At 47.2% G+C, this 17,399-nt stretch carries 14 protein-coding genes and 1 other RNA gene; 3 read left to right on the top strand and 12 right to left on the bottom strand.

What is annotated here, in order from left to right; translation table 11 throughout:
- Positions 1-31: 31 nt before the first annotated feature.
- Both PFJ30894_RS09760 and PFJ30894_RS09765 read right to left on the bottom strand, forming a co-directional pair.
- A complete protein-coding gene (locus PFJ30894_RS09760; protein WP_125669721.1) occupies positions 32-1,519 on the bottom strand; it encodes a DASS family sodium-coupled anion symporter in 1,488 nt (495 codons plus the stop codon).
- 351 nt (positions 1,520-1,870) lie between these two features.
- On the bottom strand, positions 1,871-2,221 hold the full coding sequence (locus PFJ30894_RS09765) for an arsenate reductase family protein (protein ID WP_113077651.1): 351 nt from the start codon (positions 2,219-2,221) through the stop codon (positions 1,871-1,873).
- Between the two features lie 293 nt (positions 2,222-2,514).
- Here PFJ30894_RS09765 and PFJ30894_RS09770 point away from each other — a divergent pair, with 293 nt between their 5' ends.
- The 3 genes from PFJ30894_RS09770 to PFJ30894_RS09780 all read left to right on the top strand — a co-directional run bounded on the left by PFJ30894_RS09770 (position 2,515) and on the right by PFJ30894_RS09780 (position 6,449).
- Positions 2,515-3,642: a betaine/proline/choline family ABC transporter ATP-binding protein gene (locus PFJ30894_RS09770; RefSeq protein WP_021717214.1), complete on the top strand. Its 1,128-nt coding sequence runs from the start codon at positions 2,515-2,517 to the stop codon at positions 3,640-3,642.
- Positions 3,639-5,240: an ABC transporter permease/substrate-binding protein gene (locus tag PFJ30894_RS09775; protein WP_021717213.1), complete on the top strand. Its 1,602-nt coding sequence runs from the start codon at positions 3,639-3,641 to the stop codon at positions 5,238-5,240. The genes PFJ30894_RS09770 and PFJ30894_RS09775 overlap by 4 nt, the downstream gene beginning before the upstream one ends.
- 135 nt (positions 5,241-5,375) lie before the next feature.
- Positions 5,376-6,449 carry a DUF2939 domain-containing protein gene (locus PFJ30894_RS09780; RefSeq protein ID WP_125669722.1) on the top strand — a complete coding sequence of 358 codons (1,074 nt, stop codon included), beginning with the start codon at positions 5,376-5,378 and terminating at the stop codon, positions 6,447-6,449.
- 48 nt (positions 6,450-6,497) lie between these two features.
- Here PFJ30894_RS09780 and PFJ30894_RS09785 read toward each other — a convergent pair whose 3' ends face one another.
- The 10 genes from PFJ30894_RS09785 to gpmI all read right to left on the bottom strand — a co-directional run bounded on the left by PFJ30894_RS09785 (position 6,498) and on the right by gpmI (position 17,398).
- Positions 6,498-7,340: an RsiV family protein gene (locus tag PFJ30894_RS09785; RefSeq protein ID WP_125669723.1), complete on the bottom strand. Its 843-nt coding sequence runs from the start codon at positions 7,338-7,340 to the stop codon at positions 6,498-6,500.
- 241 nt (positions 7,341-7,581) lie between these two features.
- Positions 7,582-7,928: a transfer-messenger RNA gene (gene ssrA, locus PFJ30894_RS09790) on the bottom strand.
- Positions 7,929-8,016: 88 nt separating this feature from the next.
- Positions 8,017-8,484, bottom strand: coding sequence for an SsrA-binding protein SmpB (gene smpB, locus PFJ30894_RS09795; protein ID WP_021717210.1), 468 nt, complete (start codon positions 8,482-8,484; stop codon positions 8,017-8,019).
- Positions 8,485-8,504: 20 nt separating this feature from the next.
- A complete protein-coding gene (gene rnr / locus PFJ30894_RS09800; protein ID WP_125669724.1) occupies positions 8,505-10,841 on the bottom strand; it encodes a ribonuclease R in 2,337 nt (778 codons plus the stop codon).
- Complete coding sequence (locus tag PFJ30894_RS09805; protein ID WP_125669725.1) at positions 10,822-11,238, bottom strand: PaaI family thioesterase; 417 nt, start codon at positions 11,236-11,238, stop codon at positions 10,822-10,824. The genes rnr and PFJ30894_RS09805 overlap by 20 nt, the downstream gene beginning before the upstream one ends.
- A 4-nt stretch (positions 11,239-11,242) precedes the next feature.
- Positions 11,243-11,977, bottom strand: coding sequence for an alpha/beta hydrolase (locus PFJ30894_RS09810; protein ID WP_197714937.1), 735 nt, complete (start codon positions 11,975-11,977; stop codon positions 11,243-11,245).
- Between the two features lie 100 nt (positions 11,978-12,077).
- Entirely contained in the window at positions 12,078-14,099 is a 2,022-nt protein-coding gene (locus tag PFJ30894_RS09815) for a sodium-translocating pyrophosphatase (protein ID WP_113077646.1), read from the bottom strand.
- 71 nt (positions 14,100-14,170) lie between these two features.
- Positions 14,171-14,404: a preprotein translocase subunit SecG gene (gene secG / locus PFJ30894_RS09820; RefSeq protein ID WP_021717205.1), complete on the bottom strand. Its 234-nt coding sequence runs from the start codon at positions 14,402-14,404 to the stop codon at positions 14,171-14,173.
- Positions 14,405-14,560: 156 nt separating this feature from the next.
- A complete protein-coding gene (gene eno / locus PFJ30894_RS09825; RefSeq protein WP_155163980.1) occupies positions 14,561-15,841 on the bottom strand; it encodes a phosphopyruvate hydratase in 1,281 nt (426 codons plus the stop codon).
- A 21-nt stretch (positions 15,842-15,862) separates the two neighbouring features.
- Positions 15,863-17,398 carry a 2,3-bisphosphoglycerate-independent phosphoglycerate mutase gene (gene gpmI, locus PFJ30894_RS09830; protein ID WP_113077645.1) on the bottom strand — a complete coding sequence of 512 codons (1,536 nt, stop codon included), beginning with the start codon at positions 17,396-17,398 and terminating at the stop codon, positions 15,863-15,865.
- Position 17,399 lies beyond the last annotated feature (1 nt).

Raw genomic sequence — 17,399 nt, forward strand, 5'->3', positions numbered from 1 at the left:
TTATCTTTATAATCTGCAAAACAACTGTATCTTAGACCAGTCCCAGCCATTTCCAGTAGGTTGCGCCCAGAATCATGATCAGCGCAAAAGCAATGATCGTAAGCGGGATACCTGCCCTGACAAAGTCATGTACCTCAAAGGTGTCGGTGCCGTAGGCGATCATATTCTGCGGCGCGTTGACCGGCAGTATAAAACCGAAGCTGACGACATATTGCAGGATCATCGTCATACCGACGATGTTGACGCCAGGGGTCTTAAGATGCTGCAGGACGGAAATGATGATAGGTATGATCGCTGCAGCAAGGCCTGTCGCACTGGCAAAGCCCATATGGATAACTATGAGGAACAGGGACATGATCGCCAGGACCATGATCGTGGTCGAGTTTTCGAGCCCGAAGCCAACTACGATCTCATTGGCCATCCAGGTAGCGGCTTTAGTAGAAAGCAAGGCAGTGCCCAGTGAAATACCGACGCCAAATAAAAGTACTGTGCCCCAGTTTACTTTATGAACAACGTCGTTCCAGCTCATAACGCCGATCTTGGGCAGCAGCAGCAAGGTAACGGCGCCCATCGTCGTTGTCGATGTGTCGATCGGGTGCAGTTTCTTTTCGGTAGTCCAGAAGATCAGCAGGAAGATGGAGATAACCAGCAGCTTCATTTCATCGACACTGACCTTACCCATTTCTTTCAGCAGCCTGGCAACTGTTTCTTTACCGCCTTTGATTTCGTCGATTTCCGGCGGCATCAGGTGCATCATCAGCTTATACAGGCAAATGGACATCAGCAGTGAGAACGGAGCTGCGGCGACAAACCAGTCTAGCCAGGAAATATCGACTCCCAGCTGGCTGCTGATAAAGTTTACGGCCACCATATTCTGCGCGGCGGCGGTTTTGATGCCGACGTTCCAGACGCTGTCGACCTGAGCTACAGTAATCATCAGCATACCTGCGAATTTACTTTTCAGCGGTACGTCAAACGCTTTGATCATACCCATAACGATCGGTACGAGGCAGGCTACGCGCGCCGTAGTACTGGGCACAAAAAAGCTGAGGATAAAGCCGCAGAGGATGACGCCGATAACGACGCGGTTCGATTTTGCGCCCAGCTTGGAAAGGATCACCAGCGCGATACGTTTATCAAGCCCTGTTTTAGTCATGGCTACGGCCAGGAACATGGCTGCCGCTACCAAACAGAACGCTGTTGAAGCAAAGCCCTTCAGCCCGATACCGAGCCCTGCCGCCGTACCGAACAGTTTACCTGTTTCGGGGTTGGGGGAAAAGCCGATCAACAGCGCCATCAACGTCATAATGACGCCGGCGCTGACCGGGTACGAGATCGCCGTTGTCGCCCAGACTATGACCGAAAAAACCATAATGCCGATCATTCTCTGGCCTGCTACGGAAAGTCCTTCCGGGTTTGGCAGCATAACTATCACCGCCAGAACAGCAAGTGCCAGATAAAAGCCATACTTTTTGAAGAATCCTAATTCTTCGGTTGTTGTTTTTTTGTCCGCTTCCATAATTTCACACCCTTTGCTTTAAACTTATGTATTAAAAAATGCCGGGGGCTCAACGCCCTGCATAAAAAAGCGTCAGAATCCTGATACAGCTATCCGTACAAAAAACTGCAGATAAACAAAAAACTCCGATATGTGCCGCCATCGGCTTATCGGAGTTCATCTTTGCTTTCTCTACCCTGATTATACAGGTTTTTTTACATTTTTTCAACCGCTTTTGTGTTGCAGAAGTTACACTTGCACTGTTTTCTCTAAACTTTTTATACTTTCAAAATATTATCTATAGTTTACAAACTATTTTCTATAAATTATATTCTCCTGTCAGATCTTTTTAATCTATGAAAGGTATAGCTTTTACAGCAGCTTTTCTGCCCATTCCGTTTCTTTAAAACCGACCAGTACGTTACCGTCCGTCAGCAAAATCGGGCGTTTGACCAGCATTCCGTCAGCAGCCAACAGCTGCAGCTGTTCTTCTTCGTTCAGCTGCGGCAGCTTATCCTTCAGGCCCAGTGCTTTATATTGCAGGCCGCTGGTATTAAAAAACTTTTTCAGCGGCAGACCGCTGTTTTTCTGCCAGGAGCGCAGCTCGCCAGCAGTAGGATTATCTGTTTTAATATCGCGTTTTGTGTATTCGATTTTATGATCCTGTAAGTATTTTTCGGCTTTCCGGCAAGTGCTGCATTTGGGATAACATATAAAAATCATACTCTCACTCCTTTGCTTCTGCTGTTATTATAACACGTTTTTTGTATCTGCGGCAGCGGTCCATAAATTCTATCACTTATTGCGATACTATTATCGCTATAGCTTAATATTTATTTTTCTTATTAATAAGGATAATAAATTAAATTTTCTGTTATTATATTACCTTGCAGGAATATTCACAGCTTACAGCGAATATATGAATTTACTATATATATGAAAGGAGATGAGCATCAAGTGGAACTTCACTTTAGACGCAGGCATAATTTCAAAACATAGACAAGGAGGCAACCCTATTGATTCAATTTATCAATGTAAGTAAAGCTTACAAACAGCACAATGTTTTAGAAAATATCAATCTTTCGATCAACGAAGGTGAACTGGTCGTACTTATCGGACCTTCCGGATGCGGTAAAACTACGCTGCTGAAGATGATCAACCGTCTGATCGACCCTACGTCAGGACAGATACTGATCAACGGAACGGATATTATTGCACAGGACCCGATCGAACTGCGCAGAAATATGGGTTACGTTATCCAACAGACAGGCCTGTTCGTACATATGACGGTACGCGAAAATATCGAGATCGTTCCGCATCTGGCCAAGCTGCCGCAGGATGAGATCGTTGAACGTACAGTAAAACTGATGGAAATGGTAGGACTGCCGCAGGAATTTCTTGACCGGTACCCTAATCATCTCTCCGGCGGCCAGCAGCAGCGTATCGGCGTAGCCCGTGCTTTTGCCATGGACCCCGGAATAATTTTGATGGACGAGCCGTTTTCGGCATTAGATCCTATCACACGCAGCCAGCTGCAGGACGAGCTTGTCAATCTGCAGGCGAAGCTGCGCAAGACTATTGTCTTTGTTACCCATGATATGGACGAAGCGGTGAAGATCGCTGACCGTATCTGTATTTTACATTCCGGCGATATACTGCAATATGATACCCCGGAAAATATCCTGAAGAACCCCGCCGACGGTTTTGTCAGCGAGTTTGTAGGTTCTAAGCGCATTTGGAGCAGCCCCGAACTGATCAAGGCCAAAGATATTATGATACGCACGCCGAAGATCACCTACCCCGATGTGCCGATGCTGAAATGTATCGAGAAAATGCGTATCGAAAACGTCGACAGCCTTTTGGTCGTTGATGAAAACGAACATTTATTGGGGATCATCCGCGCCCGTTCTATTCATGCGGCGCCGGATAAGAGCGAGCCGGTGTATACGGTAATGAAACCGGCACAGGCGACAGCCGACCCCAACGAGAACATTGTGGCCCTGCTTAAAAAGGTCAACAGCAATAATATTTCCAATGTTCCTGTTGTAGATGAAAATAAGCGGCTGCTGGGACTTATCACTAATTCCAGCCTCGTCACGACGATGAGTCAGCAATTTATTGACTTTGAGGAGGGCGAAGCATGAGTGGATTATTAGCATATGTACAGGACCAGCAGCAATATATAGGACTTTTACTGCTCAGCCATATCCAGCTGACTTTGCTTTCGGTCGCCATAGCCGTTTGTATCGGCGTACCATTGGGCATTTACATTTCCGAGCGCGAGCGTTTGCTGCGGCCGGTAATGGGTTTTGCTAATCTGGCCCAGGCTATTCCCAGTCTGGCGCTGTTAGGTTTTCTGGTCCCTTATATGGGTATCGGCGCAGTTACTGCTGTAGCAATGGTAGTTTTGTATTCACTGCTGCCCATTTTGAAAAATACCTGTACCGGTCTGCGCAATATCAGCGCCGACACGCTGGAAGCGGCAAAGGGTATCGGTATGACGGATATGCAGGTGTTGTTTAAGGTGCGCCTGCCGCTTGCTCTGCCTGTGATCATGGCAGGTATACGTATTTCCAGCGTTACTGCGGTAGGGCTGATGACGATTGCGGCTTATATCGGCGCCGGCGGTCTTGGCACGCTGGTTATCAGCGGTATCCAGACCGACAACCCGAATATGATTCTGGCCGGTGCGATCCCTGCCTGCTGTCTGGCGCTTTTAATGGATTTTTTGATGAGCAAGGTCGAAACTGCGGTCACACCTGTTTCACTGCGCCCGGCTTCAAAAAAAATGTCCAAGGAAAGCCTGGAACGTACCAAGCAGCATCATAAACGCATCCTGGCAGTTGCCGGTATGATCGTTATTATCAGCAGCGGCTATCTGCTGAGCCACGAGTTTTTAAATAAGCATGATCTCCGCATCGGCTCTAAGGACGCGACGGAAAGCGTGATCATCGGTAATATGCTGTCCGACCTGATCGAAGCTAAAACCGACCTTAAGGTTGAACGCAAGCTGGCTTTAGGCGGCACGATGATCGCTTTTGAGGCCCTGCGTTCAGGAGAGATCGACCTGTATCCCGAATATACCGGCACCGGTTACAGCACGATTTTGAAAAATAAGCTGCGCCCCGGTTTTACACCTGATGAGATGTATACGCTGGTGAAACAGCAGATGCGGGACACGCATCAGATCGAGCTGCTGGAAAGCTTCGGTTTTAACAATACTTACGTTTTAGCGGTAACACAGGCGACCGCCGCTAAATACCATCTCAAGACGATGACCGATCTGACCCGTGTCAGTCATAATCTGCGTTTCGGCTGTTCGCCGGAATTTGCGGCCCGTGACGACGGTTTGCCAGGCATCGAAAAAACTTACGGTATGACCTTTAAATCGGTCAATAACTTCTCCGGGACGCTGATGTATACTGCGATCACGTCTGATAATGTAGATGTGATAACAGCTTTTTCGACGGACGGACTGCTGCAGAAATATGATTTAGTACTGCTGGAAGACGATAAAAATTTCTTCCCGCCATATTATATGCTGCCTTTCGTCAACGGCAAAACCAATGCCGAATATCCCGAGATAGCTCAGGCATTATCTGTACTGAGCAGCGCCATTGACGACGCTACGATGCAAAAGCTGAACTATGAAGTGGTCGAAAAAGGCCGTGACCGGGCAGAGGTTGCCCGCACCTTCCTTTTGGAGCGCGGTTTGGTAAAGCCGGAAGACTTTAAAAACTAAAATATTTTTAACGGCGCTTGCCCTTATTGGCAGCGCCGTTAAGTTTTTCAGCAGGCTGACTATTGTTTTTATTTAATTGACAAGCCCTGTTATTATCTTTAAAATGATTATACCAGCATTAATAAGGAGTTTGCCATGAGTGAAAACAATAAAAAATATATACTTATCACTGCCGCTTTGATCGTTATCGGCGCCGCCTTGTATTTTTTTTACTGGATGCGTACGCCGCAATATACATTTACTCAGATCCACGAGGCTGTACAACAGCATGATCTGACAAAATTCGAAAAGCATGTTGATTTGAATTCACTGTATGCCCACGCGTATGACGATGTAGTCTATTATGCCTTTGGTGATCCCAAAGAGGCCAATCCATTTTTACTCGGTATCGTTCAAAGCCTGAAAAGTGTAGTTGTCCCAATCATGACCGAGCAGACCAAGCATTATGTGGAAACGGGTTCGATCGAAGACAATACAGAGGAAACCAGTGATATCGACGACACTGCCCCAGCACCAACTCCTGCACCCAGCCCGAAAACAGAAGGTCAGCAGCTGGCCGAGCAGCTTAAGGAACGTACCGGCTTCGGCACGATGCGCTACGAAGGTGTCGAAAGCAGCGAGCAGGTCGGCAAAACTGCCGATGTTGCCGTCAAGCTGTACGATAAACAATTAGAACATAATTTTATCCTGCATGTCAAAATGTACGAATTGGACGACGGCAGCTGGCGCCTGACGGAAATCACCAACCTCAAGGAGCTGCTGAAAGAGCGCGAACAGGCTACTGCCGCAAAGCTCAAACAGCTTAACAGCAAGGTCCAGGCCGAGCTTGACGCCGCTGTTACCGCCGTCCCCGGAACTATCGCTATCGATTCCAGCGGCGGCTGGTTCCCTTCTTATACCATGCAAAACACGTTTACCTTAAATAATATCTCTACCAAAACTATTACCGGACTGCAGGGATCTGTCGAGGTTTTCGATAACGACGGTATGCTGCTCCAGCGCTGCCGTTTCAACGATTACCTGACTTTGGCCCCGCAGGGCAGCAGCAGTTTGAAAAAACTGTTCAGCCTTAACCAGTTCAAACCGGAAACTGTCCGCTTGCTGCGCAGTGATCTGAAGACTGTAAAATGGCAGGTCACCATCAGCAGCGTCAGCTTTGATGACGGCAGTCAACTGCAGCTGCTGACTCAGCTGCCTAAAGCTAAATAAAAGAACTAAAAAAACAGACACGCCTAAGCGTGTCTGTTTTTATTTTACTTATTTCAGTTGATAGCTGATAATATCTGAGATCGTATCGATAGGCAGATAGTATTTTTGGATACCGGCTGCCATCGGTGCAACTTCACCCGGGTTGTAAACAACATAAATGCCCCAGTTATCAAGATCAGAATTCAGATAGAATTTTTCGTTACCGGAAATAATAACTTTTTGATAAGCAACGGTTGGTTTTTTCATTTGTTCGAGCAATCTGTTATCGCCTTTTTGCTGGATAGCGATCAGCATTTCCAAACGTGCTTTATAGTCGCTGCCGGGAACGAACATATCGGCCAGGGTATAGATCCTGCCTGTTTTCGGGTTAACGGTCAGCGTTGTGATAGATTCGTTGTCATGCGCACCGCCGGTATAAGCGCTGGCGTATTGTTCCAACGATAAAATTTCGGAATCGACTGTATAAGCAGTATAGTCGATATCCAATCTGTATTTTTCAGCAGCCTGTGTTTTGCCCAGTGCCTTTTGTTCTTTATCAAAACCTGCATTTACAAGGAAAGCGCTGCCTTTTACAAGTGCAAAGCCTTCTTTGACAGGATCAGGAGAACCGTTAGTGAAATCAAGATAGTTGTCTAAAGTGATTTTCTGGCTGTCGCTGGATAAATATTTATAGATCTCAGCTACAGTATTTTTGGTAGTCATTTGCGTCAACAGCGTATCCATCTTTACGCCGCCTTCAGATCCGGTGATGACCGGTGTGGATATTTTCACCTGGCCTTCGTTGATTTTTTTCGCTTTAACAGTCAATTCTGCCGCCAAAGCCGATGCGGCAACGCTCAAGGTCAGTACAGCGACAACCCCTGCTGTAAATAATTTTTTAGATAATTTCATAAAACACCTCCTATTTTCTTAATACAATTATAGCATTTTGTATAACAAAGTCAACTATAGTAAAACTTTTTCAACATTTAGTATATTTTAAATAATTTTAAATTTTACAAATGATACTTTTAAAAACATTAGTTACACTCAAATATTTACCGTTGTTTTTACAACTGTCACGGCATAAAAAATACGACCTTCGGCTTGTCGCCAGGGTCGTATTTTATGATAAGTTTTAAATTAGTGCAATTGGTGGAGATGAGGGGAGTCGAACCCCTGTCCGAAAATATTGCAATATGACTTTCTCCGAGCGCAGCCGCTAATTTAGATTTTGCTTCCTTGACGCCAAGCGGCAGGCTTCGCGGTCGCTATCTCGATGAGTTTCCCCTGTCCGCCTCCGAGAATTGGCTTACGGGTATCCCACTGTTTGCGTCTTTTCCGTTCCCATGGGAGGAGGATCGGAAAGACGTTAGCATTAAGCTGCTAAAGCGTAATCAGTTTTTGCGTTTACTTTAAACGTCCGCCGTTTAACGTGCTAACGGAACCACGGCTCGCTTATCATACCACACCTACCCCCGTCGAAACCAGTACATCCCCGGTTATAAATATGGCCTGTAAGGCTCTAATTATTCTAACACAGGCGCCTGCTACTTGCAAGCGGCGTCCTGTGAAGAATATGCAACTTTTAACGGTTACGCTCTTTCATTGCGCGTTCCATTTCCCGCCTGGCGTCTTTATTAGCCAGGTCCTGCCGTTTATCATACAGCTTTTTGCCAGTCGCCAGCGCCAGCTCCATTTTTACCAGCCCGTGAGTAAAATACATTTTTAAAGGCACCAAAGCGTAGCCTTTTTCTTTGACCTTGCCGATCAGGCGGCGTATTTCCTCGCGGTGCAGCAGCAGCCTGCGGTTGCGCAAAGGCTCATGGTTGAAACGGTTACCCTGATCATAAGGGCTAATATGCAGGTTATAAACATAGACCTCGGCCGTTTTGGTGATCTGGGCGTAGCTGTCTTTCATATTGGCTTTGCCTGCCCGCAGTGATTTTACTTCCGTACCTGTCAGCTCAATACCGGCTTCGTAGGTTTCATGGATCGTAAAATCATGTCTGGCTTTTCTGTTTTCCGCGATGATTTTGATTTTCTTTTCTGCCATTATTGTTCACCTGGTTGTGGTTATTTTTTCTTGCGGCCTTTTTTCTTGCTTTTCGCGTGATTGACATATTTATTGCCGCCAACGCCGCCTTTGCCGCGTTTCTCCAGCGGCTTTTTGCGACTGCCGCTTTTACCCTGTTTTTTGCCGCCGCTTTTTTCTATCGCGCTGCGTGCCGAAGCATGGCTGCGCTGCCCTAAAAGCTGGGCCTTGATCCTGTCGCGCACAGCATCGTTCTCACCGGCCATAATAAAGTCGATGTTCCTGTCGGCAATATTGACCTGTAAGACCTCGATCCGCACCGGGTCACCCAAACGGTAGACCTTCCGTGTATGCGAGCCCAGCAGGGCGTATCTGTCTTCATAGAACTCATAATAATCGTCCATCAGGCTGGAAATATGTACCAGCCCTTCAACACCGTTCTCCAGTTCGATAAACATTCCGAAGGCAGTGACGCCGGAAATAACTCCGTCGAATTCTTCGCCGATATGGCCGGCCATATATTCCGCTTTTTTCAAATCGACCGTAGCACGTTCTGCTTCTGCAGCCGCACGTTCACGGATCGAGGAATGTTCGGCGATCGCGTCAAGGTTCAGTTCCAGCTTTTCGCTTTTTTGGGCATTCATTGCCGGGTCGCTCACCCATTCATGCAGCAGACGATGCACTATCAAGTCAGGATAACGCCTGATCGGCGATGTGAAATGCGTGTAATACTCTGCCGCCAAGCCAAAGTGCCCAATATTCTCGGTCTGATAAACAGCCTGTTTCAGCGAACGTAAAGCTACTGTCGATACCAGCCGTTCCTCAGGCTTGCCAGCCATTTCCGCCAAAGCTTTCTGCACTTCGCCCGGTTTCGTTTCTTCGCTGACCTTGAGCTTAACGTTAAAGTTGGCCAGAAGCTTGGCCAGGTCTTTCATTTTTTCTTCGTTGGGCAAGTCGTGGACACGGTAGATAAACGGCCACTTTTGGTTAAACATATGGCGCGCAACAGTTTCGTTGGCTGCCAGCATAAATTCTTCGATAATAGATTCAGCTATGCTGCGGATCCGCTGCACGATCTCCACCGGTCGGCCCTGTTCGTCCAGAATGACCTTTTGTTCCGGCAGATCAAAGTCAATAGCACCGCGTGTCGTACGCTTTTTACGCAGCACCAGGCACAGCTCTTCCATCATTTTCAGCATTGGTACTACATCTTCGTACTTCTGCGCCAGTCCTTCGTCACCGTTCACCAGTATCTCACGCACGATACGGTAGCTGAGACGGTGGCGGACATGAATGACCGATGGGAATATCTCGTAGCTTAAAATGCGGCCCTTACGGTCGATATGCATCTCACAGGACATCGTTAAGCGGTCTTCGCCTGCATTAAGACTGCAAATACCGTTGGATAAACGCTCGGGCAGCATCGGCAGCACCCTGTCTACCAGATAGACACTGGTGCCGCGCTCACGTGCTTCTTTATCCAAAACAGCGTTTTCTTTTACATAATAGCTGACATCGGCGATATGTACACCCAATAAAAATTCATCTTTGCCAAGCTGTTTCACATAAACAGCATCGTCCAGATCTTTAGCATCGTCACCGTCAACAGTCACGATCGGCAGATCGCGCAAGTCACGTCTGCCTTCCAATTCGCTTTGCTTGATGCTTTTAGGCACACGTTTCGAGGCTTCGATGACCTGCGGCGGAAATTCCAGCGGCAGATCATTCTGCTTGATGATCGAAAGGATCTCCAGCCCCACATCGCCTACGTTGCCCAAAATCTCAATGATCTTGCCTTCGGCGTTGCGCCGTTCAACCGGCCATTCGGTGATTTCTGCCACTACCTTCTGGTTGGTCTTGGCCCCACCGAAATGTCTTTTCATAATATAAATATCCTGCCCGATACGTTTATCGTCGGGTGTTACAAAGCCAAAATCGCCGCTTTGATGAAAAATACCGACAATCTTATTATTCGCATGAGTTATGATACGAATTATCTCTCCCTCCGGCTTATTGCCGCCGCTGGAGCTTTCCACACGTGCCATTACACGGTCATTGTTCATTGCACCGCCTAAAGCTCGGGGTGGAATGAATACATCGGGACGTTCGCCTTTGTTATCAGGTATCACGAACCCAAATCCCTTGCTGGTCAGCTGGAATCTGCCAACGACCAAGCCCATTTTTTCAGGCAGGCCGTAGGTCCCGAAACGGGTTTTAATAATCTCACCGTTTTCTTCCAGTTCCAGCATGTCTTTCCAGAAGTGATCAAGATTTCCGCTAATGGGGATCGTTTCGATCAGTGCTTCTGCTGTCTGCGGTGCATACGAGCTGCTCCGCATAAAATCTAATATTGTTGTTTTACTGCTTTTCGCTTGCATTGTCTTCCTCAAGCATCATTTTTGCCACTGCTTCAGCAGCTACGATGCCATCTTTCGTAATTATTTGGCCCTGCATTTCTACCAGAAGGCCTTTTTGTTTCAAACGCCGGCCTACACATTTTACCGTTTCACCAATCATAACGGGCTGCCGGTAACGCAGTTCCATTTTTGCCGTATAGGCAGGTTTTCCTTCTGTGACGAACAGGTAATGGCCCATGATCTCGTCCAGTAAGACGCTGATCAGACCGCCATGCATTCTCCCGTCATAGCTTTGATGCTCCTGTCTGGGTGTAAAATAAGCCACACATTCCTCGGCATCCATTGTAAATTCCATTTTTAAACCGATAGGATTATCTTTGCCGCAGGCAAAGCACCAGGTATATTCTTTTTCCTGCATTTTCTTACTCCATCAAAAATTCATAAATTTTTTGAAAAACATCATCCCGTTCATTATCAAGGGTCAGTATATGTCCGGAATGATGATACCAAACAAGTTTTTTATCAGCTGTGCCCAGATGATCATAAATATATTGAGCGCTGGCAGGTTTTACCGTATGCTCTACTTTTGACTGCATCACCAGGCAGGGTATTTTTATTGACTGCAAATACTTTTTTTTGCACAAATCGACCAGCTCAAACAGGCTGCTCAGCGGCTTGACCGGCATCATATGATAACAAACGCTGTAGCTTGCCGGCACCTGATACTGGCGCTGACGTTTTTTCAGGTAACGGATAAAAAAACGCAGTAACGGCAGATAAGGAGCCCTTCTGTCACAAACGTAAATCGGCGCTGCCAGGATAGCCGCTTTCGCTACCGGTAATTCAGCCGCAGCTTTAATAGTCAGCAGTCCTCCCATGGACAGTCCCACTATTGAAACTCTATCGCAGCCAGCCTGCAGGCGATACACACCATCGCTTACAGCCTTATACCAGTCCTGCCATTTGGTCTCGTTCAGATCCTGCGGCGTAGTACCATGCCCTGCTAAACGCACGCCCAGTACTGTCAGCCCCTGCTGATGCAGATATTCTCCCAGCAGGCGCATCTCTCCCGGAGCTCCCGTATAACCGTGAACCAATACTATACCCTGTTTGCCGCCTTGAAAGAAAAATTCTTCATTACCACTGAATGACTGCACTGTAATTACGCTCCTAATCTTACTTATACTATATTATTATACCATATGAAAAAAAATCCCACATCCGAAGATGTGGGATTTTACAAACAACTTACAATTCTTATTTAAAGAAGTTCAGAAGAATGCCGCCATGAGCAGCCAGAACCGGAGCAAATACCAAGGAAACGATAGTCATCAATTTGATGAGGATGTTCATTGCAGGTCCGGAAGTATCTTTGAACGGATCGCCTACGGTGTCGCCGGTAACAGCTGCTTTGTGAGCTTCACTGCCTTTACCGCCATGAACACCGGATTCGATGTATTTTTTAGCATTATCCCAGGCACCGCCTGCGTTAGCCATCAAAATAGCTACCAGCACGCCGGCTGCCAAAGAGCCGCCAATCATACCACCCAATGCTTCAGTACCAAAGAGGAAACCGATCAGCAGCGGAGCAACGATTGCCAGAACGCCCGGCAGAATCATTTCGTGCAAGGCAGCAGCAGTAGAGATATCTACGCATTTACGATAGTCAGCTTTAGCTTTGCCTTCCAGCAAACCAGGGATCTCACGGAATTGACGACGAACTTCTTCGATCATTTCGTAAGCGGCTTTACCAACAGATTCCATGGTCATAGCGCCAAAAACGAACGGCAGAGTTGCGCCGATGAACAGGCCAACCAAAGTTACAGGATTGAGCAAGTCAATGGTAGTGAGGTTAACGGTATGCGCATAAGCAGAGAACAGAGCCAGTGCAGTAAGTGCAGCAGAACCGATAGCAAAGCCTTTGCCGATAGCAGCAGTAGTGTTGCCAACTGAGTCAAGTTTATCAGTGATTTCACGAACTTCAGGAGGAAGCTCGGACATTTCAGCAATACCGCCGGCATTGTCGGCGATCGGGCCGTAAGCGTCAACAGCAACGGTCAAACCGGTGGTGGAGAGCATACCTACAGCAGCCAGAGAGATACCGAACAGTCCCATGCCGCCGTTAGTAGCGCCGCCCATTACAAAGAAGGATACGATTACGCCGATGCAGATGAAAAGCATAGGCCAGAAAGTAGAATACATACCAACTGCCAAACCGGCAATAATAGTGGTTGCCGGACCGGTTTCGGATTGTTGAGCGATTTTCTTAACACTCCCGAAATCAGCAGAGGTATAGATCTCGGTGATCTTGCCAATGATCATACCAACAAGCAGACCTGCTGCAATAGCCCAGAATGCATCCAGAGAACCAAACAGGCTGTTAGAAAGATAAGCAGCAGCAGCGATAACGATAGCACCGCCGATGTAAGTACCGCTGTTCAGTGCAGCCTGAGGGTTTTGAGATTTGCTGGAACGGGCAAACATAACACCGATGATAGAAGCAAGGATACCGGCAACAGCCAGCATGAAAACAAATTCGACACCTTCACCGCCGGGATATGCAACTGCACCCAGAGTCAAGGCGGAGATAATTGCGCCTACATAGGATTCAAACAAGTCGGCACCCATACCGGCAACGTCGCCTACGTTATCGCCTACGTTATCAGCAATAGTAGCAGGGTTACGCGGATCGTCTTCCGGAATACCGGCTTCAACTTTACCAACAAGGTCAGCGCCAACGTCAGCAGCTTTAGTATAAATACCGCCGCCAACACGGGCAAACAATGCGATCGAGCTTGCGCCCAGACCAAAACCGGTAACAATATCAATGTTACGGTCAAAAACAAAATAAGCTACAGCCAGGCCGGCAATACCAAGGCCTACAACGCCCAGGCCCATTACAGCGCCGCCGGAGAAAGCGATTTTCAGAGCTTCGCTCATGCCGTGACGGGCAGCTTCAGCTGTACGAACGTTAGCTTTAGTAGCCACGTTCATACCCAGATAACCTGCGCAGATGGAGAATACAGCACCGCCGATAAAGCAGAGCGCAGTGCTTACTGATAAGAATGTAGCAATAATTGCAGCAACAACAACGATGAAGATAGCAAGATATTTGTATTCTCTGTACAGGAATGCCATTGCACCTTCATGGATATAGCCAGCGATCTCCTTCATACGGGCAGTACCGGCATTAGCAGCGCTGATAGCGTTACTGAGCATTACTGCCACGCCGAGGGCAACAAGACCGACGACTATGGATAAAATTAAATAAGTACTCAAAACATTGATCCCCTTTCTGTTTCTTTTGAGTTTTTAAAAATTAAGAACGCAGAGCGTTCTTTTTAACCAAATTAACCGTTGATTTTTGCCAGAGCAAGCGTGATGATACCAAAAGCAGTACCCAAACCAATCGTAACTTTAGCCATTAAAGTATCAACATCATTACCCTTGCCGAAGAAGGCACCACCACCGCCTCCGCCGAACGCATCTGACAAGCCTGAGCCCTTCCCGGACTGCATTAACACAGACGCTATCAAGGCGATACAGACGATTACGTCTAATACCATTAAGACAGTTGCAATCACAAAGCTTACCTCCTCTTTTACTTAGTACCTAACTATTCTATCATAATGTTATACAGCTTACAACGGTAAAATATAAAAAATTGTACAAAATTTAGTAAAAAGCAGGGCAAATACGCGTCCGGTATCTGCCCTGCTTCAAAATAACCGTTACTCCGATTATTTATTGATGTTGTAAAATACAGCTTTGCCTTTATACTTGGCAGCGCCGCCGAGGTCTTCCTCGATACGGAGCAGCTGGTTGTATTTGGCCACGCGGTCAGTACGTGCCGGAGCACCTGTTTTGATCTGTCCGGCATTGACAGCAACGGCAATATCTGCCAATGTAGTATCTTCGGTTTCACCGCTGCGATGCGAAATAATACAGGTATAGCCTGCCCGTTTAGCAGTTTCAATAGCATTGAATGTCTCTGTCAAAGTACCGATCTGATTGACTTTGATCAAAATAGCGTTAGCAGTATCATTTTTGATACCTTCAAGCAAACGTTCTTCATTGGTAACAAACAGATCGTCGCCAACCAGCTGAACTTTCGTGCCTAATTTCTTCGTAAGCGCTTTCCATCCCTTCCAGTCGTCTTCCGCCAAACCGTCTTCGATTGAAACGATCGGGTATTTTTCGCACAAAGCAGCCAGATAATCAACCATTTGATTGGAGGTTTTTACCAAACCTTCGCCTTCCATCTGATATTTTCCATCTTTATAAAATTCGCTGGCAGCAACGTCTAAAGCGATCATGATATCTTCGCCCGGTTTATAGCCTGCTTTTTTCACTGCTTCAAGTATGACTTCGATCGCCTCTTCATTGGATTTCAGATTCGGCGCAAAACCACCTTCATCACCCAGGCCTGTTCCCAGTCCTTTAGCGTTCAGCAGGGCCTTTAAACCATGATAGATTTCAGCGTTCATGCGCAAAGCCTCGCTGAAGCTTGCAGCGCCGACCGGCATGATCATAAATTCCTGAATATCGACGTTATTATCAGCATGCTGGCCGCCGTTCAGGATATTCATCATCGGTACCGGCAGCTCCTGTGCGGAAACACCGCCCAGATACAGATACAGCGGCAACCCTACAGAAGCAGCGGCAGCCTTGGCTACAGCCATGGAAACGCCTAAAATAGCGTTGGCGCCTAATTTTCCTTTATTTGGTGTCCCGTCCAAACGGATCAGCATCTCGTCGATTTCTACCTGACGGGTTGCTTCCAGGCCGATCAAAGCTTCAGCAATAACGTCGTTGACATTATCGACTGCTTTAGTCACGCCTTTGCCCAGATAGCGGTTTTTATCACCGTCACGCAGCTCTACCGCTTCATGCGCGCCGGTAGACGCTCCTGAAGGAACAGCAGCGCGTCCAACGGAACCGTCTTCCAGGCAAACCTCTACTTCGATAGTCGGATTGCCGCGGGAATCCAAAATTTCTCTTGCATATACTTCAGTAATCATTGCCACTCTAACTTCACCTCATCATTTATTTTTATCTGTTAACAGACTTTTCCCTGTCATCGCAGCAGGCTGCTTGATTTTCAGCAGTTCCAGCAGCGTCGGCGCAATATCAGCCAAAATGCCTTCGTGCAAAGTATGTTTTTCATCACTGACTACCAAAAAAGGAACCTGATTCGTTGTGTGAGCCGTATAAGGCTGCCCTGTCGTTTCGTCAAGCATCTTTTCCAGATTGCCATGATCAGCCGTAATACAGGCTGTTCCATGCAGTGACAATACCTTTTCAACAATACGCCCCACACAGGCATCGACAGTTTCCATTGCCTTGACAGCAGCATTCAGCACGCCTGTATGCCCTACCATATCGGGATTGGCAAAATTCAATATTATCATGTCGTACTTATCTGTATCCAGAAGCTCTGCCAGCTTATCTGTCACAAGCTCGGCGCTCATTTCCGGCTGCAGATCATAGGTAGCCACTTTCGGTGACGGAATCAGAACTCTGTCTTCACCAACATTCGGTTCTTCCTCGCCGCCATTAAAGAAAAAGGTCACATGAGCATATTTTTCCGTTTCGGCGATCCGCAGCTGCTGAAGCTTGTGGTCAGCCAGTACTTTGCCCAGCGTATCTTCCAGCGTTTCCGGAGCAAAGGCAACGGGAGCTTTTATAGTTTCGTCATACTGCGTCATACAAACAAAATTTACCGGACGGGCTGTCTGAGGACGCGCAAAATAAGGAAATTCTTCATCTACAAAGGCTCTGGTCAGCTGCCTTGCCCTGTCGGGACGGAAATTGAAAAAAATCATGCCGTCACCGGCTTTGACGCAGGAATCTGCTTCAGGTGCAGCTATGAACGGAACTACAAATTCATCAGTGACCCCGCCCGCATAAGAAGCACGCACACCGCTGACCGCATCAGTACAAACAGTGCCGTCATGCAAAACCATAGCGTCATAAGCTTTCTGCACACGTTCCCAGCGTTTATCGCGGTCCATAGCGTAATAACGCCCTGCTACTGTAGCGATTTTACCCACGCCGATACGCTTCATCTCCGCGTCAAGTTCTGCCAGATAAACATCGGCAGTCTGCGGTCCAACATCTCGTCCGTCTAAAAAAGCATGTACATAAACCTTGTTCAGTCCCTGCAATTTAGCCATTTCTAATAGAGCAAACAAATGACTGATATGACTGTGCACTCCACCGTCAGAAACAAGACCCAGCAGGTGCAGCGCACTGCCGTTGGCTTTTACGGTCTGCATAGCTTTACTCAAAATAGTGTTTTCAAAAAAGTCACCGTCTTTTATTGCTTTAGTGATCCTTGTCAGCTCCTGATATACAATACGCCCTGCCCCGATATTCAAGTGACCGACTTCGGAATTACCCATCTGCCCGTCTGGCAGGCCTACGGCTGCACCAGAACAGGATAAGCGCGTATGCGGATATTTGTCGAACAAAGCATCCAAATTAGGTGTCTTTGCCAAAGCAGCTGCATTATACTGCCCTGCCGGAGCAATACCCCAGCCATCTAAAATCATCAGCAATAGCGGCTGTTTTGCCATT

Source organism: Phascolarctobacterium faecium, from assembly GCF_003945365.1.
GTDB lineage: Bacteria > Bacillota > Negativicutes > Acidaminococcales > Acidaminococcaceae > Phascolarctobacterium > Phascolarctobacterium faecium.

Excerpts from the sequence above, each read along its gene's own strand:
- PFJ30894_RS09760 (WP_125669721.1), bottom strand. The coding sequence starts at position 1,519 with ATGGAAGCGGACAAAAAAACAACAACCGAAGAATTAGGATTCTTCAAA.
- PFJ30894_RS09765 (WP_113077651.1), bottom strand. The coding sequence starts at position 2,221 with ATGATTTTTATATGTTATCCCAAATGCAGCACTTGCCGGAAAGCCGAA.
- PFJ30894_RS09775 (WP_021717213.1), top strand. The coding sequence starts at position 3,639 with ATGAGTGGATTATTAGCATATGTACAGGACCAGCAGCAATATATAGGA.
- PFJ30894_RS09780 (WP_125669722.1), top strand. The coding sequence starts at position 5,376 with ATGAGTGAAAACAATAAAAAATATATACTTATCACTGCCGCTTTGATC.
- PFJ30894_RS09785 (WP_125669723.1), bottom strand. The coding sequence starts at position 7,340 with ATGAAATTATCTAAAAAATTATTTACAGCAGGGGTTGTCGCTGTACTG.
- smpB (WP_021717210.1), bottom strand. The coding sequence starts at position 8,484 with ATGGCAGAAAAGAAAATCAAAATCATCGCGGAAAACAGAAAAGCCAGA.
- rnr (WP_125669724.1), bottom strand. The coding sequence starts at position 10,841 with ATGCAAGCGAAAAGCAGTAAAACAACAATATTAGATTTTATGCGGAGC.
- PFJ30894_RS09805 (WP_125669725.1), bottom strand. The coding sequence starts at position 11,238 with ATGCAGGAAAAAGAATATACCTGGTGCTTTGCCTGCGGCAAAGATAAT.
- eno (WP_155163980.1), bottom strand. The coding sequence starts at position 15,841 with ATGATTACTGAAGTATATGCAAGAGAAATTTTGGATTCCCGCGGCAAT.
- gpmI (WP_113077645.1), bottom strand. The coding sequence starts at position 17,398 with ATGGCAAAACAGCCGCTATTGCTGATGATTTTAGATGGCTGGGGTATT.